Source organism: Nonomuraea sp. NPDC000554 (genome assembly GCF_040300065.1).
Lineage (GTDB): Bacteria > Actinomycetota > Actinomycetes > Streptosporangiales > Streptosporangiaceae > Nonomuraea.
In genome coordinates this window covers 254,525-275,497 of record NZ_JBEPDC010000004.1, presented here as the reverse complement: position 1 = coordinate 275,497, position 20,973 = coordinate 254,525, and the positions used below count along the sequence as shown (strand labels likewise).

Genomic DNA, 20,973 nt, shown 5'->3' with positions numbered 1-20,973 from the left:
AACGCCAAGTCTCATCCAAGAGAGTCGCAAGAGCAGGTTCCTACGTTGGCGACTGCTCCCTGAGGAGTACCGAGGAATCAACTCAGGGCGGACGCGTGCGCCACCGGGAGCAGGCATGCTCTACGGGGTCCGCATGTCCCTGAGCGGCGATGCATCACACCAGTGGAGGAAGCCGATGCGCCTGCGTCACGATGACGGAACGCTCGTTCACCTGGCCTACAACGCCGGCGTCCACCCCGCTGAAGACCTGGAGAACCTGATCGCCCACCTGACCCGCTACGCGGTGCCGGTGCGCAAGCGCCTCGGCGTCGAGCGGATGGGTGTCGGCCTGTGGCTTTCGCCGAGCGTGGCCGACCACCTCACCGCCGACCGCATCGAACTGGTGCGGCTGCGGCGGTCGCTGGAGGAGCGCGGGCTCGAAGTGGTGAGCCTCAACGGCACGGGCGGACGCAACCAGGAGGTGCCCGGTCCCGACTGGGCCAAGCCCGAGCGTTACCGCTACACGATGGCGCTGGCGCGCATCCTCGCCTTCCTGCTGCCCGACGACGTACGGTTCGGCAGCATCTCCACGATCCCGATCGGGTGGCGCCACGACTGGCCCGCCGACCTCCACTCGATCGCCACCCGCCGGCTGGAGCGGCTGGCCCGCGAGCTGCGCGGCATCTACAGCGTCACCGGCAAGACGATCCGGGTCGGCTTCGAGCCGTGGCCCGGCTGCGTCCTGGAGACGACCGAGCAGGCGCTGGAGCGGGTGTGCGGCATCGACTCCGAGCACCTCGGCGTCTGCCTGGACGCCTGCCACCTGGCGTGCGGCGCGGAGGAACCCGGCGCGGCGCTGCGCGGGCTCGCCGCGGCGGGCGCGCCGGTGGTCAAGCTGGGGCACGTCCACAACCACACGGGCGAGACGCCCAGCACCGGCGCGGTCCTGCATGACACGCTCACGGCGATGCTGTCGGGCGCGGTGAGCGGCAGCGCGCACATCGAGGTCGAGACCCACAACCTGGCGGTCCCTGGCCGCGCCAAGGGGCCCGGGGCGCTGGTGTCCCTCCTGGCGGAGGAGCTCGACTGGGCCCGCGAGAACCTCACCGGCCTCGGCCTCCAACTGGCCGCCTGACCGCCTCGGCTGACCGTCCCGGCTGGCCCCCTCGGTTGGCCGCCTGAGCGTTACAGGGTGCCGAACCAGCCGGGGGTGTCGAGGCGGAAGAGGTCCGGTGGGGTGACCTTGCGGAGGTCGGACTCCATGGCCCTCAGGCGGTCCGCGCCCAGTTGGTCGGCCCAGTGGCTGCGGAGATCCTCGAAGATGTGAGCCGACCGGACGAGGGCGTCGACGCCGCGCCCGGTCAGCCGGACGATCTTGCGCCGCGTGTCCTGCGGGTCCACGGTGCGTTCCACGTAGCCGAGCCGTTCCAGGGACTCGATCGTCTTGCCCGCCGCCTGTTTCGAGACGCCGAGCGTGCGGCCGAGGTCGACGGCGGTGGTGCCGGTCTGGCCGATGGCCTGCATGACGAAGCCGTGCATGGGGCGCAGGTCGGGGTGGCCCTGGCGGGCCAGCTCGGCGTGCAACTCGTCGATGAGCACCCTGAACCCGAGCAGGAGGCGGAGCGGCAGTTCGAAGCCGGGGGCGTCGCTTGACACGATAGACAACCTGGTTAACTATATGGACAACATTGTTGTCCATCTTAGGGGATTCCGAGATGACTGTCATTCGTGATGCCGAGGCGCGCCGCTCAGAGACTCCGGGCGGCGTCATGACCACGTTCGCGTCCCCCACCCAGGGTGGCTCCTCGCGGTCGATGTGGCGCGTGGACGCCAAGCCCGGCGCGACCGGCCCCGTCCACAGCTTCGACAGCGAGCAGGTGTGGACGTGGATCGACGGCGCGGCCACCGTCGACCTGGACGAGGAGACCTTCACCGTCACCCCGGGCGACACCGTGGTGATGCCCGCGGGCGCCACCCGCCGCGTGCTGGCCGACCCGGAGGCGGGCTACGCGGCCATCGTCACCGCGCCTGCCGGAGCCCGCGCCGTCACCGCCGACGGCACCGACCACGGCGTGCCGTCATGGATCGCCTGACCCCGTTCACCCCCGCAGACCGAGGAGACGCAGATGCCTGCAATTCCGTCCGCTGACGCCCGCAGGACCGAGACGCCCAACGCCGTCATGACCACCCTCGCCTCACCCACCCAGGGCCCCGCCGGGCAGGCTGTCTGGCGCGTCGACGCCAAGCCCGGCATGGAGGGGCCCGTCCACGCCTTCGACAGCGAGCTCCCGACGGCACCTCGGACCCCGACGCCTGCGACCTCGCCCCCAAGGGAGCCGAACGCAGCATCCCGTTGTGGGCCCGCTGACCCGCCGAAGCTCGTCGCCTCGGAGAAGGGGGATGGCCCTGCTCGACTCAGCCCGGGACGCCCTGCGGCACGTCGGTGACGGTTCGCGCCGTGAGCGGGGCCGGGGGCGTGGTCAGGTGTGGGGGAGGCGGTAGGTGCCGTCGTCGAGGTGTTCGGCGAGGCCGTCGGTGATCAGGCCGTCGAGGGCGCGTTCGCGCTGCACCGGATCGTCCCACACGACGTCCAGCGCGGACTTCGGCACCGGGCCGTGGGCCGCGCGGAGCACCGCCAGCAGGCGGCCCCTGCACTGGCGGTCGGTGCCCGCGTACGACTGGCCCTTGCGGGCCGGACCCGCGTGCGGGGGTTTGCCCGCGAGGCGCCAGGCGCAGACGGACGTGATCGGGCAGTCGGCGCATCGGGGGCTGCGGGCCGTGCAGACCAGGGCGCCGAGCTCCATGACGGCCACCCCCCAGCGGGCGGCGCCGAGTTCGGGCAGGAGCGACTCGGCGAGCCGCCGTTCGGCGGCCGAGGTCGCCGTCGGCGGGTACTCCTCGGCGCGCACCGCCCTGGCGAACACGCGCCGCACGTTGGTGTCGAGCACGGCGTGCCGCTGGCCGTACGCGAAGCTGGCCACCGCCGCGGCGGTGTACTCGCCGATGCCCGGCAGGTTCAGCAGCGTCGCGTGGTCGGACGGCACCTCGCCGCCGTGCTCCTCGGTGATGGCCCGTGCGCACGCGTGCAGCCGCAGCGCCCTGCGCGGATAGCCGAGCCGGCCCCAGTGCCGTACGGCCTCGCCCGGTTGCTCCGCGGCCAGGTCCTTGGGGGACGGCCAGCGTTCCATCCACTCGTGCCAGACGGGCAGGACGCGGACGACCGGGGTCTGCTGCAACATGATCTCGCTGACCAGCACTCCCCAGGGTGTCGCGGACGGAGTGCGCCAGGGAAGGTCCCGGGCGTTGTCCTCGTACCACTCCAGAACGGGCTCGTGTAGGAGGTTCGGCTCAACCACGGGCCCAAGGGTATGCGGAGACGGCCTTCGGCCGCTCGCTTACCGGGTTCGGCGATGTCGAGATGGCCAACAGCGGCGTGTCGTCACGCTCCGTGGTCGATGAATTACCATGCTGTAACTATGGATCCGGATACGATGCGTGGCGACGGCGGCGACGTCTACTGGCGACGGCGTATGAGCGTGCTCGTCGCGGTGCTTGTGGTGGTCGCGGTCGTGGCGTGGGCGTGCTCCACCCGGGCCGCCGGGCCGCAGCGGTCGAGCGCGCAGTCCTCGGCCAGCGCCTCTCCCACGCCAGATCCTCTGCTCGCCGGGCTGCGCACGCTGGCCATGGGCACCGCCAGCCCGTCGCCGTCGCCATCGCCGTCCGCGTCGGCGTCGGCTTCGCCGGCCTCGAAGAAGGGCGCGGCGGCGGCGCACGGCAAGCGGGCGGGCGAGCCGTGCAACGAGCGCGACCTGGTGCTGAGCATGCAGGGCAAGCAGGACGTCTACGCCGGAGCCGACCTGCCCAACTTCCTGGTCACTCTGGTCAACACCGGGCCTGTCATGTGCAGGGCCGACGTCGGGCCGCGGGCGATGGAGGTCCGCATCACGTCGGGCGATGACCGCATCTGGTCCACGGCCGACTGTGTCAGCGGCGCGGGCGTCGAGCTGCAGGAGCTGGAGCGGGGTGTCCCGTACGTCCGCTCGCTGGACTGGGACCGCCGACGCTCCAGTGCCGACTGTCGCACCACGCCGCCCGACGCCCTGCCGGGCACGTACGTCGCGGTGGCGCGGATGGGCAAGCTGAAGAGTGCGATGGGCGTCTTCCACCTGCGCTGAGCTCGACCTGATCGGCCTGTCCTCGTCCACCACGATGAAGTCGACGAAGCCGTCGCGTCCGAGGCATCTCTTAGATAGAACGATTGATCTACCGTCAATCTCATGCCAGAATCGGATAGGTGACGACGAGACCCGGACCCCGCGAACGGCTCCTTGACGCCGCCCGCGACCTCACCTACGCCCAGGGCGTCCACGTCGGCGTCGACGCCATACTCAAGCAGGCCGATGTCGCCCGCCGCTCGCTCTACCAGCACTTCGGCGGCAAGGACGGGCTCATCGTCGAGGTGCTGCGCACCAGCGCCAGCCTGACCGGCTACCGCCAGGTCATGGACGCCGCCGGCGACGACCCGCGCGACCGCGTCCTCGCCGTCTTCGACGAGTTGGAGCGGATCACCACGCAGCCGTCCTTCCGGGGGTGCCGCTACACCGCGGCCGAACTCACCCTCGCGGACCCGGACCACCCCGCCCACGCGGAGATCCGCGCCTTCAAGGACGGGTTGCACGAGCTCTTCGCGGCCGAGCTGACCCGCCACGGCCACCCGGCTCCGGGCTTCGGCGCCGAGCAACTCGTCGTGCTCGTCGACGGGGTGCTCGCCCACGCTGTCACCCGCCCGGACGCCCACCCCGCCCTGGCGGCTCGGGCGACGGCGGAACTCGTCCTTGGCCCCTGAATCAGCCTGCACGCCGGACCCGTCTGTCCACAGCCTGTGGACGAACAGGCAGAGGGAGCGACACCATAAGGGCGTTTCGGACGGCCTGACAGCGCACGCCGACGGCCTCACGAGGGCCGGACCAGGCGGACCTCCCATGATGCGATCAAGCGCCAGAGCGCGCTGCCTTGGGGGTTGGCTTCAGACGTACCGTTCGAGGATGGAGGACTCGGCGAGGCGGGACAGGCCCTCGCGGACGCTGCGCGCCCTCGACTCGCCCACACCCCCCACGACCTGCAGGTCGTCGATGTTGGCCGCCAGCAGCTTCTGCAGGTTGCCGAAGTGGTTGACCAGCCGGTCGACCACCGTGGCCGGCAGCCGCGGGACCTTGGCCAGCAGGCGGAAGCCGCGCGGGCTCACCGGCCCGTCGAGGGTCTCGCCATGCCCGAGGACGCGCGCGACCGCCGACAGGTCCAGCAGCTCGCTGGACGACAGCTGGTCGAGGTCGTGCATGGCCTCCGAGAGGCGGCGCTGGCGGCGCCCGGAGGGGGCCGGGAGGTAGTCGCGCACCACCAGCTCGCGCTCGGAGTCGACGCCCGCCACCAGCTCGTCGAGCTGCAGCGAGAGGAGCCGGCCGTCGGTGCCCAGCTCGACCACGTAGCCCTTGATCTCGTCGGAGATGCGTCTGACCATCTCCAGCCGCTGCACGACCGCGCTCACGTCGCGGACCGTGACCAGATCCTCGATCTCCAGGGCCGACAGCGTGCCCGAGACCTCGTCGAGCCGGTGCTTGTACCGTTCGAGGGTCGCCAGGGCCTGGTTGGCCTTGGACAGGATCGCCGCCGACTCCTCCAGCACATAGCGGATGCCGTCGAGGTAGAGGGCGATGATGCGCATGGACTTGCTGATCGCGATGATCGGCAGGCCGGTCTGCCTGGCGACCCGCTGCGCCGTGCGGTGGCGGGTGCCCGACTCGTCGGTGGCGATCGCGGGGTCGGGCACGAGGTGGACGGCGGCGCGCACGATCTTGTAGTCGCCGTGCTTGAGCACGATCGCGCCGTCCATCTTGGCCAGCTCGCGCAGCCTGGTGGCGGAGAAGTCGACGTCGAGCTCGAAACCGCCGCTGCAGAGCGCTTCCACGACGTTGTTGTAGCCGAGCACGATCAGGCCGCCGGTCTGACCGCGAAGGATCCGTTCCAGGCCGTCGCGCAGTGGAGTGCCCGGAGCCACCGAGGCCAAGGCTTCGCGACGGCGGTCGTCAAGACTCCTGTCGTTTGGCACCAGACCCCCGTGTCGAAATAGTCAGGCCCAGCTTAGCCGTGCTATGTGACGTGCGTGAGCGCGTCCCAGACGTTCTCTGCCTCGACCACTTCGAAACCGGGTGCGAACGCGGCCGGGCCGACGGGCACCAGAGCCCGCTGTCCGCCGCGCTTTCTGGGGCCCTCGTCGAGCGATCCCTTGGGCACCAGCCCGCGCTTGAACCCCAGCCTGGCGGCCTCGCTCAGCCGCCGCCGGACGTCCTTGACCGGGCGCAGCTCGCCCGCCAGCCCCACCTCGCCGAGCGCCACCAGCCCCGAGGGCAGCGGCTTGTCGCCGGCGGCGCTGGCCACCGCCAGCATCACCGACAGGTCGACCGCCGGATCGGCCAGCTTGATGCCGCCGACGGTCGCGGTGAACACGTCGCAGCCGCCCAGCTTGGCGTTGAGCCTGCGTTCCAGCACCGCGAGGATCATCTGCACCCGATACGTGTCGAGCCCGGACGACGTGCGCCTGGGCTGCTGCGCCTCCGTGCGGGCGACCAGCGCCTGCACCTCGGCGGGCAGCGGCCGGGTGCCCTCGACGGTGACGGTCACGCAGGTGCCCGGCACCGGCTCGCTGCGCCGCGACACGAACAGCCCGCTCGGATCGGTGATGCCTTCGATGCCGCGTTCGTGCAGGTCGAAGCAGCCCACCTCGTCGGTGGGGCCGAACCTGTTCTTGATCGCCCGCACCATCCGCAGCGGGGAGTGACGGTCGCCCTCGAAGTTGAGCACGACGTCGACCAGGTGCTCCAGCGTGCGCGGGCCGGCGATCGAGCCTTCCTTGGTGACGTGGCCGACGAGCACGGTCGCCATGTTGCGCTCCTTGGCCAGCCGCACCAGGTTGGCGGCCACCTCGCGCACCTGGGTCACCCCGCCGGGCACGCCGGTCGCCTGCGCCGAGCCGATCGTCTGCACCGAGTCGACGACGAGCAGCTTCGGCTGGACCTTCTCCACGTGTGTCACCAGAGCCGACAGCTCGGTCTCGGCCGCCAGGTACAGGTGGTCCCGGATGGCCCCGATGCGGTCGGCCCGCAACCGTACCTGCGCCGTCGACTCCTCGCCCGTCACGTACAGGACGGTGTCGCGCTCGGCGATGCGCGCCGCCGCCTCCAGCAGGAGGGTCGACTTCCCGATGCCGGGCTCGCCCGCGAGCAGCACCACCGCGCCGGGCACCAGCCCGCCGCCGAGGACCCGGTCGAGCTCGCTCACGCCGGTGGTGCGCGCGATCGCCACTTCGGCCTTGACCTGGCCGATCGGCACCGCCGGCGCGCTGGTGGCACCGGCCTGGACCACGTTGACCCCGGCGCGCGCCCCCTCCTCGTCGACCGTGCCCCACGCCTGGCACTCGCCGCACCGCCCCACCCACTTCGTGGTGCGCCACCCGCACTCGGCACAGCGGTAACCGGGCTTCTGCGCTGTCTTGGCCATGCCGAGCAGGCTAGCGGCCCCGGCCGACAATCTCCGCAAGACCCGGCCCGCGCCGGCAACCTCGGGGCGGCGGCTGCGCGGGGTCGTGGCTCACACGCGGTCCTGCGGGGTCGTGCTCACACAGGCGTGCTCACACAGGCGTGCGGGGGTGCGGGCTACATGGGGCGTGCGGGGTCGTAGGTCACGCGGGGGCGGTTCGGTGGGCCCTCGGAAGGGTCAGGCGAGGCCCAGTTCGGAGACGATCATGCGCTTGGGCTTGGCCCCCACGATCTGCTTCACCGGCTCGCCGTTCTCGAACAGCAGCATCGTCGGCAGGCCCATGACGCCGTAGCGGGCCGAGATCTCGGGGTTCTCGTCGCTGTTGAGCTTGCCGATCGTCAGGCCGTGTTCGGCCTCGATCTCGGCCAGCACCGGCGCGACCATCCGGCAGGGGCCGCACCACTCCGCCCAGAAGTCGACGAGCACCGGCTTGTCGCTCCTGAGGACCTGCTCCTCGAAGTTCTCCGTCGTCAGCGTGATCATTTCTCTCCCCTTACGAAACAGCCCGGGCAGGACTCCGCGAGCTGGGCGGCCACCTCGGCCCGCCTGGCGAGCAGGACGCGGATCTCGTCGTCGATCTCGGCCAGCTTGCGCCGGTAGACCAGCACGGACTCGCGGCACACCCCGCCGGAGCTGTGCCCGGCGCGGAGGCAGTCGACGAACGGCCGGGTGTCCTCAAGGGTGAACCCCACGGCCAGCAGCGCGCGGATCTCGGACACCAGCCTGACGTCCTCCTCGGCGTACTCGCGGTATCCGTTGGGCCCCCTGCGGGCGGTGAGCAGCCCGTGCTGCTCGTAGTAGCGGAGCGAGCGGGTGCTCACCCCCGCCCGTTCGGCCAGCTCTCCGATGCGCATGCAACCACGGTAAACGTTGACACCGACGTCAAGGTCAAGGCCTCAGTAGTGGCGCCAGCGCAGCACGTTGGGGTAGGGCAGTTCCAGGCCGGGTGTCTCGGCGATGGCCTGCTCCGCCACCTCGGGCGCGAACTCGATGCGCAGGACGGCTTCCAGGTCGGCCCGGCGCTCGAAGGCCATCCGCAGGTCGAGCGGCTGCCGCTGCCAGCCGTGACGGTCCCAGAAGGCCTCCACCTTGGACGCCGAGTAGGTGGGCACGGTACGGGAGAACCAGCGGCCGAAGGAGCCCCGGGTGGCGTCGAGGTCGATGACGAAGGCCGTGCCGCCCCGCCGCACCACGCGCGACAGCTCGCGCAGGCCGGGCTCGCACCCGGGGCCGAAGAAGTACGCCCAGCGCGCGACGGCGACGTCCACCGAGGCGTCGGCCAGCGGGAGGTCCTGCGCGGTGGCGGCGTGCACCTCGACGCCCGTCAGCCCCGCGCAGCGGCGGCGGGCGAGCGCCGCCAGGTCGTGGTGCGGTTCGACACCGATCACCCTGGACGCGTCGGCGGCGTAGCCGGGCAGGTGGTAGCCGGTGCCGCAGCCGATGTCGAGGACGGTCCCGCCGTCCCACGGGCGCAGCACGCGCATGGCGGCGTCGGCGACACCGTCGGGGTCGGCGGCGCGGTTCTCCAACTCGTAGATCTGCGGCGTGTTCCAGATGTTGGGGCTGGGTATCGCGCCTCTGGCAATACGGGGCATGTCACAACGGTAGGTGCAGACCCCGCTACCTATGGCCAGCCGCTGGAGGCGGCTCACCAAAGGGCTCGCGCGCCAGATCGGCTTCTCCGGCTTAGGCTGGCAACGTGGCTGATGTCATCCGCGTGCCCAATGCGAAGATCGCATTGTCCACCGCCTCGGTATATCCCGAACGCACTCCCGACGCGTTCGAACTGGCAGCGCGCCTGGGTTACGACGGCGTCGAGATCATGGTCGGCGCCGACCCCGTGAGCCAGGACATCGACGTGATCGAGCGGCTTTCCGAGCACTACCAGGTTCCCGTGCTGGCCATCCACGCGCCCTGCCTGCTGGTGACCCAGCGGGTCTGGGGGCGCGATCCGTGGGCCAAGCTGGTCAGAGCGCAGCAGGCGGCGGAGCGGCTCGGGGCCTCGACCGTCGTGGTGCACCCGCCGTTCCGCTGGCAGCGCGACTACGCCCGCGAGTTCGAGACGGGGCTCGCGCGGATGCGCGATGAGACCGATGTCACGTTCGCGGTGGAGAACATGTTCCCGCTGCGGGCGAGGGGCAACGACGTGGTGCCGTACGCTCCCGACTGGAACCCGATCGACTACGACTTCCCGCACGTCACGCTCGACCTGTCGCACACGGCGGTGTCGGGCTCCGACGCGATGGAGATGGCCACCAAGCTCGGCGACCGCCTCGCCCACCTGCACCTGGCCGACGGCGTAGGCACGACGAACAAGGACGAGCACCTCGTTCCCGGCAGGGGCAACCAGCCGTGCGCGCCCATGCTGGAGCGGCTGGCAGGCAACGGCTACAGCGGGCTGGTCGTGCTGGAGATCAACACGCGTAAGGCCGCCAGCCGCACGGAGCGCATCGACGACCTGGCCGAGGCGCTGGCCTTCGCCCGCCTGTATCTGGCGGCGTCCTCATGAACGTGGGGCCGATGCGCGAGCTCGGCAGGGTGTTCGACAGCGTCGCCGACGCCTACGACGCCGCCCGTCCCTCCTACCCCGACGAGCTGTTCACGGCGCTGTCGGAGGTGTCGGGCGTCCGGTTCGAGGGCGCGACGGCGGTGGACGTCGGGGCGGGCACGGGCATCCTGACGCGCGCCCTGCGGGCGCGCGGCGCCCGGGTGGTGGCGGTGGAACCTGGGGCGGAGATGCTGGCCCACCTGGTCTCCCGTCTGGACGAGCCCGCTGCCGCGGTGGCGGCGGTCCGGGGCGACGGCGACGCGCTGCCCCTGGCCGGCGCGACGGCCGACCTGGTCTGCTACGCGCAGTCGTGGCACTGGCTCGACCCGGCCGAGTCGATCGCCGAGGCCCGGCGGGTGCTGCGTCCCGGTGGCGCGATCGCGGGCTGCTGGAACTTCTCCGACGCCGCCTCGGCCGGCTGGCTGGCCGACTTCGAGGAGCTGCTGGCGCGGGAGTTGCCGACGTACTGGGGGCCCGCTGCGGAGAAGTGGTCGCCGCCGCCGATCGCCGCCGCCTTCGAGGTGGTCGAGGAGCGCTGGATCCCCTGGACGAGGTTCGTCGGCGTCGAGGACTTCCTGCTCGACCTGCGCTCGCACTCCTACATGGCGGCGCTGCCGCGGGAGGCCGCCGACGATCTGGTCGGGCGGCAGCGTGCGGCGCTGACCAGGGCCTTCCCCGAGGGCGTGCTGTCGGTGCCGATGCGGGTCTACCTGGCGGTGGGCAGGTGACCGTGAAGCGCCGCCCAGGGCGCAGGCCCGGGGCCGCCGACACCCGGGGCGAGATCCTCACCGCGGCCAGGCGGGTCTTCGCCGAGAAGGGGTTCGACAAGGCGACGGTCCGGGGCATCGCCAGGGAGGCGAAGGTCGACCCGGCGCTGGTGCACCACTACTTCGACACCAAGGAGGGCATGTTCGCGGCGGCGATGGCGCTACCGGTGAATCCCGAGCAGGTCATCCCGATGCTGCTCGACGGGCCGCCCGAGGCCATCGGCGAGCGGCTGGTCCGGATGCTGCTGGAGGTGACCGCCGAGCCGGAGACGCGCGAGCCGATGATCGCTCTCATCCGCTCGGCCATGACGAACGACCAGGCCGTCACGATGTTCAGGGAGTTCATCACGAACGCGCTGCTGTACCGGGTGGCCGACTCGCTGGGTGTCCCGCACCTGCGCGTGGAGGCGGCGTTCGCGCAGATGTTCGGCGTGATCATGAGCCGGTACGTGCTCAGGCTCGAGCCCCTGGCCAGCGCCGATCCGGAGGAACTGGTGGAACTGCTGGCGCCGACCATCCAGAGGTACTTCGCCGTCTAGAGCATTGTTCTCTAGACTAGGACGTATTACCCCGGAAATGTTACTCGCGGGTACCCTTCCGGGGAGGCCTGGCCGGCGGCGCCACCGTACGCTGGCAGCCAACGTCGTCTGTGGGAGGACCCCGTGCTCTGGGTGGCCATCATCGGGCTCATCATGACCGTCCTGGCAGTGGCCGTCGCGGGCCGCAGGGCGCTGTTCCTGTTCAGGCTCGCGACCGTGGGCCCGCCTGCGCCCGAGCGCCTCGAGTACGCGAAGGCGCACGTGGGCGACGAGGTCAAGGCGCAGCTCGTCGAGGTGTTCGGCCAGAAGAAGCTGCTCAAGTGGACCCCGTCGGGAACCGCGCACTTCTTCGTCATGTGGGCGTTCTTCATCCTGCTGACCGTCTACATCGAGGCGTACGGCGCGATCATCCAGGGTGCGATCACCGGTGTGCCGGACTTCCACATCCCGCTGATCGGCACCTGGGCGGTGCTCGGCTTCCTACAGGACTTCATCGCGGTCGCCTGTCTGCTGGGCCTGGTCGCGTTCGCCGTCATCCGGGTCAAGAACTCGCCCAAGACGCTGGGCCGCGAGTCCCGCTTCTCCGGCTCGCACCTGGGCGGCGCCTGGCTCGTCCTGTTCATGATCTTCAACATCATCTGGACGCTCTTCCTGGCCCGCGGCGCGTCGGCGGCCAACGGCAACTTCCCGTACTCCTCCGGCGCGTTCGTCTCGCTGGCGCTCGGCGACGTGCTGCCGGACAGCACGCTGCTGGAGGAGATCGCGCTGCTCCTGCACATCGGCTTCATGCTGGTGTTCCTGGTCATCGTGGTGAACTCCAAGCACCTGCACATCTTCACCGCGCCGCTGAACGTGCTCTTCTCCCGCCGCCCCGACGGGCTGGGCGCCGCGCCCGAGCTGCGCGTCGACGGCAAGCCCGTCGACTTCGAGGACGAGGACCTCGACCCGGAGCGGCTGGGCCGCGGCAAGATCGGCGACACCACCTGGAAGGGCTTCCTCGACTTCTACTCCTGCACCGAGTGCGGCCGCTGCCAGTCGCAGTGCCCGGCCTGGAACACCGACAAGCCGCTGTCGCCGAAGATGCTCATCCTCGACCAGCGCGACCACGCCTTCAAGGTGGCTCCGTACCTGATGGCGGCGTCCACCGAGCACGCCGACACCGACGTGCTCGCGCTGCTGGAGAAGCCGCTGGTCGGTGAGGAGGGCGTGATCCACCCGGACGTCCTGTGGTCGTGCACCAACTGCGGCGCCTGTGTCGAGCAGTGCCCGGTGGACATCGAGCACATCGACCACATCCTCGACATGCGGCGTTACCAGGTGATGGTCGAGTCGTCGTTCCCGTCCGAGGCGGGGGTGATGGTGAAGAACCTGGAGAACAAGGGCAACCCGTGGGGCATGTCCGAGATGAAGCGGGCCGACTGGATCGAGGAGCTCGATTTCGAGGTCGAGCTCGTCGAGGACAAGATGCCCGAGGACGCCGAGTACCTCTTCTGGGTCGGCTGCGCCGGCGCGCTGGAGGACCGCGCCAAGAAGACCACCAAGGCGGTGGCCGAGCTGCTGCACATCGCGGGCGTCAAGTTCGCGGTGCTCGGCCCGATGGAGGCGTGCACCGGCGACCCGGCCCGCCGCCTGGGCATGGAGTACCTGTTCAACATGCTCGCCCAGCAGAACATCGAGACGCTGACCGAGGCGGGCGTCAAGAAGATCGTCGCCACCTGCCCGCACTGCTTCAACACGCTGGCCAACGAGTACCCGCAGCTCGGCGGCACGTTCGAGGTGGTGCACCACACGCAGCTGCTGGCCAAGCTGGTCGACGAGGGGCTGCTCACCCCGGTCACGCCGATCGAGGAGAAGATCACCTACCACGACCCGTGCTTCCTCGGCCGCCACAACAAGGTCTACTCCCAGCCGCGCGACATCATGGCGAAGGTGCCCGGAGTCCAGACCCAGGAGATGCACCGGCACAAGGACCGCGGCTTCTGCTGCGGCGCCGGAGGCGCGCGCATGTGGATGGAGGAGCGCATCGGCAAGCGCATCAACACCGAGCGCGTGGACGAGGCGCTGACCACCAACCCCGACACCGTCTCCACCGCCTGCCCGTTCTGCATGGTGATGCTCGGCGACGCCATCAACGAGAAGAAGAACAGCGGTGAGGCCAAGGAGTCGCTGGAGGTCGTGGACGTGGCCCAGCTCTTGATCAAATCGGTCAAGGGGGCGTCCTGACCGGGAGATCACCGCATCCTTGACAGGGGTTGTGGAGAAGTTCCGCACGTCAGGAGTGCTGGGTGCGGGAAAACTGCCATCCACATAACGGGAAAATCACGGTAACCTCAACGTCGCATGGCTCTATTCGACGGGGAGGGGGCACGTGATGCGCGTCGTTGTCACAGACGCGGAAGTCACGCTGGCCGACGTGCTCTCCCTCCGACTCGCCATCGACGAACCCCTGGAACAGGGCACCGAACTGGTGCTCAGGCATCGCACCACGGGGGTCGAGCGGGACGTCCTGCTCGGCACCCCGGGTGCGCGCGCCCGGGAGGCCACGCTGGCCGTCTCGCTCGCGCCGCTGATGCTCACCGCCGGGCGCTGGGACGCCTACCTGCGACGCGACGGCAAGCGCGTCCGGCTGCGGAGCATCGACCCCGGCTTCTCGCTCGACCATCTCGACGCGTACGCGCTGTGCAAGCGGACCCTCGCCTACCGGTCCTACCGCACCCGTAACGGATTTCTGGCGCTGAAGATAGCCGACGCCGAGCCGGTGGCCGAGGTGCGCTCGATCTGGTTCAGGGAGGGCCGCTTCGAGGTGATGGGCCTGCTCGCCTACACCGGCCTGGAGGACGACGACGCCCGCCACGAGGCCAGGCTGGCGTTGCACCGCAGGCAGTCCGCCGCGCGGGTGGCCGGCTCCGCCACGGTCCAGGGGGTGCGCTTCCACGCCGCGGTCTCCCTGGTGAACGTGCTCGCGGCCGACAGTGAGGCGTCCGGCACCTGGGAGCCCACGCTGGAGGTGGAAGGCGTGCCCGCGCCGCTGAGGCTGGGCGCCCACCTCGACGACGTCGACGGCAAGCGCCGCCGCCTGCACTACCCGTCGGCCGAGGTCGACGGGGTCCCCATCCGCCCCTGTTACACGGCCGACGACGACTTGCGGATCGAGGTGGGCGGGTGAAGGTGAGCCTGCTGCTCTCCTCCGCGTACGGCATGCGTGGCGACGTCCGCTCGACGTTGAACCTGGCCGCGGCCCTGGCCGAGCGGCACGAGGTCGAGGTGATCAGCCTCAGGCGGCAGAAGGAGAAGCCGTTCTTCCCCGTCGGGCAGCGGGTGACCATGCGCTCCGTGGTCGACGCCAGGCCGGGCGTCAGGCGGCTGTTCCGCGGAGGGCAGGTGCGCACCGAGGTCGCCCTGTGGCGGCTGCTCAGGAACCTCAGGAGCGACGTCCTCATCACGACCAGGCCGGCGCTGAGCATCCAGGCGGCCAGGCACGCGCCGCGCGAGATGCTGAAGATCGCCCGCGAGTGGAGCAGACCGGCCGTGCCGGGGCCGGTCAAGCGGCTGTATCCGCGGCTCGACGCCGTCGTCACGGCCACCGAGTCGGGCCAGGAGGAGTGGGCCAGGCTGCTGGAGGAGGGCGGCCCGGCCGTGCACGCCGTGCCCGACGCGCTGCCGGGCGGCCCGTGGCCGCGCTCGCGGATGGACAACCGGATCGTCGCGGCGGGCGGCAGGTGGGTGCCGGTCAAGGCGTACGACAGGCTGATCAGGGCGTTCGCCGTGGTGGCCGACAAGCGGCCCGACTGGCGGCTGAGGCTGTACGGCGGGGGCCCGGAGGAGCGGCGGCTGCGCGCGCTGGTGGGCGAGCTGAACCTGCACAACCACGTCTACTTCATGGGCACCACACCCGACCTGACGGGCGAGTTCGCCAAGGCGTCGATCGTGGCCAACACCTCCAGCAGCGAGGACCTCGGCATGAACGTCCTGGAGGCGATGGGCTGCGGGGTGCCCGTCGTGGCGTTCGAGGGTGCCAGGGGGCCGACGGAGTTCGTGGCGACCGGCTACAACGGGGTGCTCGTGCCCGACGGCGACGGCGCGCTGGAGATGTTCGCCGCCGCGCTGCTCGCGCTGATCGACGACGAGCGCAGGCGGCGCTCGCTGGCCGCCGGAGCGCTGGACACCGCGCTGTGTCACGCGGCCGGCGAGGTGGGCGAGCAGTGGGAGAAGCTGATCGCGGATCTCCGCTGAGCGATACGGGTTACGGGTACCGTAGAAGCATGCATGGGTACAGCGCAGACAAGCAGGCCTACCTCACTCGCCTGAGAAGGATCGAGGGGCAGATCAGGGGCCTGCAGCGGATGGTCGACGACGACGCGTACTGCATCGACGTGCTGACCCAGGTCTCCGCGGCGACCAGGGCGCTGCAGGCGGTGGCGCTGGGGTTGCTGGAGGAGCACATCTCCCACTGCGTGGCCGACGCCATCAACAGTGGCGGGCCCGAGGCCGACGCGAAGGTCAAGGAGGCGTCGGCGGCGATCGCGCGGCTCGTCCGTTCGTAGGAGACGCCGGGCGCCGATTGACTAGTTATGTTGTGGCCCCGGTCAGCCACGGTCCCGGATCCTTTTGGGGATCCGGGACTAGGTCATAGTGATGGTCTTCAGCGACTGGCCGAAGTCCGCAATCCGAGCGCGTCGTCGAGCTCGTCCAAGGTCAGCCGCCGCTCGCTTACAGCGACGGCGGTGAGCACCTCGGCGTAAAGCGCAATCTCGTCCAACGCGACACGGTCGTGGACCCGAGAGTCCAGGTCATTGTGCCCCACCGCGTCGTCCTTCCTTCCGCAGCCCACACCCTCTTCGAGGTTACGGCCGGGGCCCTCCAGGCAACATGGCCCATCGGGGTCATTCCTTTCGGAGCCCCTCGGGCCCCAGGGGGATCATTTCCCGAATCCGAGATCACAATTCCGCATATTGCCTGTTGTTTAGAGTGTTAGAACGATATAGGTGGAGTAAGAGTGAAATAGCGGTATTAGTGGTTTAGGTGTGGCCGTCGTCGCGCTCGTGGATGAGCCTGCGCACCAGCGCCGCCGACCCGGCGAAGCCGCGCTCCGGCACCTTGGCCCCGGTGAGTCTGCGCCAGGCCAGGCCCGTGGCGTACGCGGCTCCCAGCACCGCCGCCGCGCTCGCCCTGTCGGGCGGCGCCTCCGCCTCCGATCCGCGCTCCCGCAGCACCTGCACGGCGGAGCCCCCCGAGAGCACCGGGAACCCCTCCGGCTGCGTGCTCTCGCTGCTGGACGTGCTGGTCAACCCCGCCAGGGCCAGCTCCTCGTACGCCTGCCTGAGGCGGTGGTCCAGCCGCGACGGGAGCAGCGACCTGGAGTCGGACAGGTCGGCCAGGTAGGTCGCCGCCGCCGCGGCCGGATCGGACGCGAACGCCAGAGACTCGGACAGGTCGTAGACCGTGTGCCGGAAGTTCGCCTCCGGATCGGTCTCCGCCAGCACGGCCCTGGCCAGGCGGTCCGGGCAGCGGTCCAGCCAGGCCCGCAGCACTGCGGTGGCGTCGCGCTGGGACGCCTGGTCGTCCAGGCCGGGTTGCCTGAGCGCCGGCTCCACCATCGTGAGCAGCGCGAGCGCCCGCGGCCTGAAGCGCGCGTCCGACAGCAGGATCTGGGCCGTGTCGGCGATCAGCGCGGCCAGCCGGAGCGCCGCGCGGGATCGGCCCGTGCGCTGCCGTTCCGCGACGAGCGTGACCAGGTCGAGCAGCGGCGGGGCCGGCAGCCAGCGCACCCACTCGTCGCCGGGGAGCGGCCTGCGCAGGTACTCGCCGAAGATGGTGATCAACTGCTCGTTGCCGTCGTACGCGGGCGCGTAGGCGCACCACATGATGGTGCCCCAGATCGCGGCGACCGTGCTCGGGACGTCCGAGGCGAAGATCTCGTCGAAGGCGGTCAGCGGGAACTCCAGCTCGGACCTGCGCCCGCTGGTCCGCACCAGCACCCGCACCTGCTCGGTCAGGGAGGTGGGCACGTCGGGCCCGACGAACGCCTGGGTGGACCCGGGTTCGGCGGCGAAGTCGGGGCCGCGCGGGATCACCCGGGCCGGCAGCACGGCGGCGGCGTGCTCGGCCCTGCGCACCGGGGTACCCCTGGGCGGCGGCGCCAGGTGCCAGTAGCCGTCGGCGGGGTCGTGCAGGTGCCAACGCGCGTGCGCGCCGAAGAGCCAGCGGTCGCCGTCGGGCGTGACCAGCGCCCTGGCCGCGATCGCGTGCGCGCGATCGGGCACGGACAGCCCCTGCCAGCGCGGGTCCGTCACGATCGCGCGGACGTCCGTCTCGGCGGCGGTGAACGCATCCCAGGGGCGCACGGCGGCCATCGTACTCACGGCGAGCGGATCATCCAGCGAGATAACGCGGCAGAATGGCCGCTATGAGGGCAAAGATGGCAGGCGTGTTGGCAGTCGCGACCGTGCTCGCCGGGTGCGGGACGGCGACGTCGGCGCAGCCGTCGCCCCAGGGGCCCGGCGTGCTCTCCGTGAACAACGCCTTACCCCCGACCCCCGGAGGCGAGGTGGGCTCGGCGTCGAGCGAGTTCGCGTCCACGGCCGAGCTGTCGGTGTGGAGCAAGCTCAGCGACACGGAGAAGGACCTCGACCGCATCGCCAAGCTGGACGTCAACGCCACCGCTAAGGGCTCGCTGTACCTGGAGCCCAAGGCCTCCACCTGGTTCGACGGGTTCCGCGGCCCGTTCGTCTACCAGGAGCTCGCCGGCAACATCGTGATGTACGCCCGGGTCAAGGTGGAGGGCAAGAAGGGCGCCAAGCCCCAGCGCAAGTTCTCGCTCGGCGGCCTGATGGCCAGGGTGCCCAACTCCAACGACAAGCCGTACTGGATGTCGGTCACCACCGGCACCGCCGACGAGAGCGGCCAGGTCGAGGTGAAGTACACCCAGAACGGCAGCTCCAAGCCGCAGGAGCTGGCGGTCAAGAGCGGCTGGGTGGAACTCGTCCTGGCCAGGGTGGGCCGGGCGGCCGCCGCCCTGTACCGGGAGCAGGGCGGCGCCTGGAAGGTCGGCAGGCGCTGGCCGTCGGAGCTGCCGGAGGTGCTGCAGTGGGGCATGACCGCCTACACCGACTGGGACAGCTACAACACCCTCAAGAAGGACGCGACCAAGGCCAACGCCAAGCAGATCAAGGGCAAGCCCGACCTGAAGATGACCGTGGACTTCGTCCGCTTCCTCAGGCCGAAGCTGCCCGACTACGCCGACCCGCTGAACACCGCCTCGGTATCGGACGAGGCCCTGATCAAGGTGTTGACGCCTGCCGGTGCCTGACAGCCTTGGCCATGTAGTTGTCGGGAGTCCGGGCGAAGGACGCCCGGTCCTCGTCGGTGAGCTCGCGCACGATCCGTCCGGGCACCCCGGCGACCAGCACCCCGGCGGGGATCCGCTTGCCGGGGCCGACCAGGGCGCCGGCCGCGACCAGCGTGCCCGCGCCGACGCGGGCCCCGCCCAGCACGATCGCGCCGATCCCGATCAGCGCGCCGGACTCCACGTGGGCGCCGTGGACCATGGCCTTGTGGCCGAGGCTGACCCGCGATTCCAGGATCGCGGGCTCACCCGCGTCGGCGTGCAGGCAGCAGAGATCCTGTACGTTGCACTCTTCGCCGATCTCGATCCGCTCGTCGTCCCCCCGGAGAACGGAGCCGTACCAGATGCTGGACGCCCGGCCCACGCGCACCTTGCCGACCACGACCGCACCTGGGGCGATGTATGCCTCGGGGTGAATGTCCGGGACTGCCCCGTTGTCCAACGCTGCGATGTACACCCGTCACATCGTAATTCCCGGCCCAGCTATGGCGTTCCGGTTGCGGACGTGGGCAGATGGCAGGAAAGTCGTTTCCTGACGTGTCGTCGTCAGACCCTCACAACCCGCAGTTATCCCCCGCCTCACGCAAACCATAGGTAACCCCCATGACAAACCAGCACGAGAGTCTCCCCGATCTGATGCAAGAGGACACCTTCGAAGTTGTGATGCGCGGCTACAACCGCCGCCAGGTCCATGACTACATCATCCGTACCCGCAACCAGCTAAGGGATCTGGAAGAGCGGCTGGCGCGGGCGATCGACCAGGCCGAGCAGGGGCGCGTCGAGCTGGCGGAGGCCAGACGGCGGATGGTTGAGGCGCCACAGAGCTACGAGGACCTCAGCCCCAGGCTCGCACAGATCCTCAAGCTGGGGGAGGAGGAGGCCGCGGCGAAGAAGGAGTCCGCCGAGGCCGAGGCCACCAGCGTCCGCGACGCCGCCAGGTCGGAGGCGGACCACCTCGTCACGTCCGCGCGCGAGACGGCCGACAACATGCTGACCTCCGCCCAGGCGGAGGCCGAGCGCCGGGTCGGCGAGGCCACCTCGGCCGCCGAGCGGATGCTGGCGCAGGCCGGGTCCGACGCCGAGGAGACGCTGGCCACGGCCCGCTCCGAGGCGGAGGACGCGCTGCGTGAGGCGCGGGCGGAGGCCGACCGCCTGCTCACCGGCGCCAGGCAGGAGGCGGAGCAGCTCGTCCAGGGTGCGCAGGCGGAGGCCGAGCACACGGTCGGCAGCGCCCGCAAGGAGGCCGAGACGTCGCTGGCCGCGGCCCAGCAGCGGGTCACGACGCTCGACGAGCACGCGGGCCGCCGGGTCGAGTACCTGACCAACACGCACGCGGAGGTCGTGCGGCGGCTGACCGAGATCGGCTCGGTGCTCGGCGATCTCATGCGCGACGAGACCGAGGCCGGGCCGCTGATCGCCGCCGACACCACGCCCGCACTCGCCGTCGCCCCCGTTCCTGCTCCCGCTCCTCAGGAGGACGTGCGCGTCATCCTGGAAGAGGACGTGGACGAGGAGCCGCGCCAGGAGGTTGAGCAGATCTCCGACGACACGGACGTGAACATCGGCCGCCTGGAAGTGCGCAAGTAGTCTCGGCGCCGACCTGGAGGTCCGCGAGCAGGGCCGGGGCGACGCCGACGGAGCCCTGATCAGAAGTGCGCAAGTGGGTCCCGCCATCGCTGACGGGACCCTACTCGCCCTCGCCTCGCCTGGAGACGAGCGGAAGCCCCCGCCCCCGATCGGGTCGGGGACTTCCGCGTTCCTGGCCCCGTTTGGGGGCCCGGTACCGGGGCCGCCGAGACGCTGAACCCGGCACCGGGCTGCTCGTGTGCGCCTGGCCAGGCGCTCGGGTGCGCCCGGCCGTGGCCTGGCGCTAAGGAGGAGCCGGGCTCCCGTGCTCGCGAGCCCATCTCTCCTGGTCCCGGAGCTGATCGCGCAGGCCGTCCGGGTCGTCCGCGTCGATGGTCATCGCGCATCCGGCGTCGCGCTGGGCCACGTTGAGTGGCCGGTGCCGGGTGGCCCACCAGCGTCCGGCATCGCTCCGCCAGATGGTCCACAGCGGATACTCCCGGGCGATCTCGGCGAGATGCCGGTCAAAGGACATCTGCTCACCTCTCCGGTGACCCGCTGTGCGATTCCATCTCCTTTAGAAGGTGCGCCACATCTCTAGAGAAATCAATGATCGCAAGGGACAGGTCAACCTAT

The 20,973-nt window shown here is 70.5% G+C and carries 23 protein-coding genes; 13 read left to right on the top strand and 10 right to left on the bottom strand.

Going from position 1 to position 20,973, the window contains the following annotated elements:
• Positions 1–175 precede the first annotated feature (175 nt).
• Complete coding sequence (locus tag ABT294_RS10180; RefSeq protein WP_350804886.1) at positions 176–1,114, top strand: TIM barrel protein; 939 nt, start codon at positions 176–178, stop codon at positions 1,112–1,114.
• A gap of 50 nt (positions 1,115–1,164) precedes the next feature.
• On the opposite strand, the gene ABT294_RS10175 is transcribed toward ABT294_RS10180, so the two are convergent.
• Complete coding sequence (locus ABT294_RS10175) at positions 1,165–1,635, bottom strand: MarR family winged helix-turn-helix transcriptional regulator (protein WP_350804885.1); 471 nt, start codon at positions 1,633–1,635, stop codon at positions 1,165–1,167.
• 59 nt (positions 1,636–1,694) lie between these two features.
• Between ABT294_RS10175 and ABT294_RS10170 the strand changes: the two genes are divergently transcribed.
• Positions 1,695–2,072, top strand: coding sequence for a cupin domain-containing protein (locus tag ABT294_RS10170; protein WP_350804883.1), 378 nt, complete (start codon positions 1,695–1,697; stop codon positions 2,070–2,072).
• Between the two features lie 387 nt (positions 2,073–2,459).
• Here ABT294_RS10170 and ABT294_RS10165 read toward each other — a convergent pair whose 3' ends face one another.
• Positions 2,460–3,335, bottom strand: a complete 876-nt coding sequence (locus ABT294_RS10165; protein WP_350804882.1) for an iron-sulfur binding domain-containing protein — start codon at positions 3,333–3,335, stop codon at positions 2,460–2,462.
• Between the two features lie 120 nt (positions 3,336–3,455).
• Between ABT294_RS10165 and ABT294_RS10160 the strand changes: the two genes are divergently transcribed.
• Complete coding sequence (locus ABT294_RS10160; protein ID WP_350804880.1) at positions 3,456–4,154, top strand: hypothetical protein; 699 nt, start codon at positions 3,456–3,458, stop codon at positions 4,152–4,154.
• 119 nt (positions 4,155–4,273) lie between these two features.
• A complete protein-coding gene (locus tag ABT294_RS10155) occupies positions 4,274–4,825 on the top strand; it encodes a TetR/AcrR family transcriptional regulator (protein WP_350804879.1) in 552 nt (183 codons plus the stop codon).
• Positions 4,826–5,005: 180 nt separating this feature from the next.
• On the opposite strand, the gene disA is transcribed toward ABT294_RS10155, so the two are convergent.
• The 5 genes from disA to ABT294_RS10130 form a co-directional block, all read right to left on the bottom strand.
• Complete coding sequence (disA, locus tag ABT294_RS10150) at positions 5,006–6,085, bottom strand: DNA integrity scanning diadenylate cyclase DisA (RefSeq protein WP_350804878.1); 1,080 nt, start codon at positions 6,083–6,085, stop codon at positions 5,006–5,008.
• A gap of 41 nt (positions 6,086–6,126) precedes the next feature.
• Positions 6,127–7,533, bottom strand: a complete 1,407-nt coding sequence (gene radA / locus ABT294_RS10145) for a DNA repair protein RadA (protein WP_350804877.1) — start codon at positions 7,531–7,533, stop codon at positions 6,127–6,129.
• 216 nt (positions 7,534–7,749) lie between these two features.
• Positions 7,750–8,055 carry a thioredoxin gene (gene trxA, locus ABT294_RS10140; RefSeq protein ID WP_350804875.1) on the bottom strand — a complete coding sequence of 102 codons (306 nt, stop codon included), beginning with the start codon at positions 8,053–8,055 and terminating at the stop codon, positions 7,750–7,752.
• Positions 8,052–8,426 (bottom strand): MerR family transcriptional regulator, encoded by a 375-nt coding sequence (locus ABT294_RS10135; RefSeq protein WP_350804873.1) that lies wholly within the window; start codon positions 8,424–8,426, stop codon positions 8,052–8,054. The genes trxA and ABT294_RS10135 overlap by 4 nt, the downstream gene beginning before the upstream one ends.
• 42 nt (positions 8,427–8,468) lie before the next feature.
• Entirely contained in the window at positions 8,469–9,167 is a 699-nt protein-coding gene (locus ABT294_RS10130; protein ID WP_350804872.1) for a class I SAM-dependent methyltransferase, read from the bottom strand.
• Between the two features lie 104 nt (positions 9,168–9,271).
• Here ABT294_RS10130 and ABT294_RS10125 point away from each other — a divergent pair, with 104 nt between their 5' ends.
• From ABT294_RS10125 to ABT294_RS10095, 7 genes are all read left to right on the top strand, one after another.
• Positions 9,272–10,081, top strand: a complete 810-nt coding sequence (locus ABT294_RS10125; RefSeq protein WP_350804870.1) for a sugar phosphate isomerase/epimerase family protein — start codon at positions 9,272–9,274, stop codon at positions 10,079–10,081.
• Positions 10,078–10,848 carry a class I SAM-dependent methyltransferase gene (locus ABT294_RS10120; RefSeq protein WP_350804868.1) on the top strand — a complete coding sequence of 257 codons (771 nt, stop codon included), beginning with the start codon at positions 10,078–10,080 and terminating at the stop codon, positions 10,846–10,848. Before ABT294_RS10125 ends, ABT294_RS10120 begins: the two co-directional genes overlap by 4 nt.
• On the top strand, positions 10,845–11,426 hold the full coding sequence (locus ABT294_RS10115; RefSeq protein ID WP_350804867.1) for a TetR/AcrR family transcriptional regulator: 582 nt from the start codon (positions 10,845–10,847) through the stop codon (positions 11,424–11,426). The genes ABT294_RS10120 and ABT294_RS10115 overlap by 4 nt, the downstream gene beginning before the upstream one ends.
• Positions 11,427–11,549: 123 nt before the next feature.
• Positions 11,550–13,649, top strand: coding sequence for a (Fe-S)-binding protein (locus ABT294_RS10110; RefSeq protein WP_350804866.1), 2,100 nt, complete (start codon positions 11,550–11,552; stop codon positions 13,647–13,649).
• A 148-nt stretch (positions 13,650–13,797) separates the two neighbouring features.
• Positions 13,798–14,592: a hypothetical protein gene (locus ABT294_RS10105; protein WP_350804865.1), complete on the top strand. Its 795-nt coding sequence runs from the start codon at positions 13,798–13,800 to the stop codon at positions 14,590–14,592.
• Positions 14,589–15,659 carry a glycosyltransferase gene (locus ABT294_RS10100; RefSeq protein ID WP_350804864.1) on the top strand — a complete coding sequence of 357 codons (1,071 nt, stop codon included), beginning with the start codon at positions 14,589–14,591 and terminating at the stop codon, positions 15,657–15,659. The genes ABT294_RS10105 and ABT294_RS10100 overlap by 4 nt, the downstream gene beginning before the upstream one ends.
• 29 nt (positions 15,660–15,688) lie before the next feature.
• Complete coding sequence (locus tag ABT294_RS10095) at positions 15,689–15,970, top strand: metal-sensitive transcriptional regulator (RefSeq protein ID WP_214318429.1); 282 nt, start codon at positions 15,689–15,691, stop codon at positions 15,968–15,970.
• A 474-nt stretch (positions 15,971–16,444) separates the two neighbouring features.
• Here the strand turns inward: ABT294_RS10095 and ABT294_RS10090 are convergent, their stop codons facing one another.
• Positions 16,445–17,779 carry a hypothetical protein gene (locus tag ABT294_RS10090; RefSeq protein ID WP_350805158.1) on the bottom strand — a complete coding sequence of 445 codons (1,335 nt, stop codon included), beginning with the start codon at positions 17,777–17,779 and terminating at the stop codon, positions 16,445–16,447.
• 74 nt (positions 17,780–17,853) lie between these two features.
• Between ABT294_RS10090 and ABT294_RS10085 the strand changes: the two genes are divergently transcribed.
• Positions 17,854–18,735, top strand: coding sequence for a hypothetical protein (locus tag ABT294_RS10085; RefSeq protein WP_350804863.1), 882 nt, complete (start codon positions 17,854–17,856; stop codon positions 18,733–18,735).
• Here ABT294_RS10085 and ABT294_RS10080 read toward each other — a convergent pair.
• Entirely contained in the window at positions 18,707–19,228 is a 522-nt protein-coding gene (locus tag ABT294_RS10080) for a gamma carbonic anhydrase family protein (RefSeq protein ID WP_350804862.1), read from the bottom strand. The two genes, ABT294_RS10085 and ABT294_RS10080, sit on opposite strands and share 29 nt — an antisense overlap.
• A gap of 146 nt (positions 19,229–19,374) precedes the next feature.
• Here ABT294_RS10080 and ABT294_RS10075 point away from each other — a divergent pair, with 146 nt between their 5' ends.
• Entirely contained in the window at positions 19,375–20,358 is a 984-nt protein-coding gene (locus ABT294_RS10075; RefSeq protein WP_350804861.1) for a hypothetical protein, read from the top strand.
• A gap of 283 nt (positions 20,359–20,641) precedes the next feature.
• Here the strand turns inward: ABT294_RS10075 and ABT294_RS10070 are convergent, their stop codons facing one another.
• A complete protein-coding gene (locus tag ABT294_RS10070; RefSeq protein ID WP_350804860.1) occupies positions 20,642–20,872 on the bottom strand; it encodes a hypothetical protein in 231 nt (76 codons plus the stop codon).
• Positions 20,873–20,973: the final 101 nt, after the last annotated feature.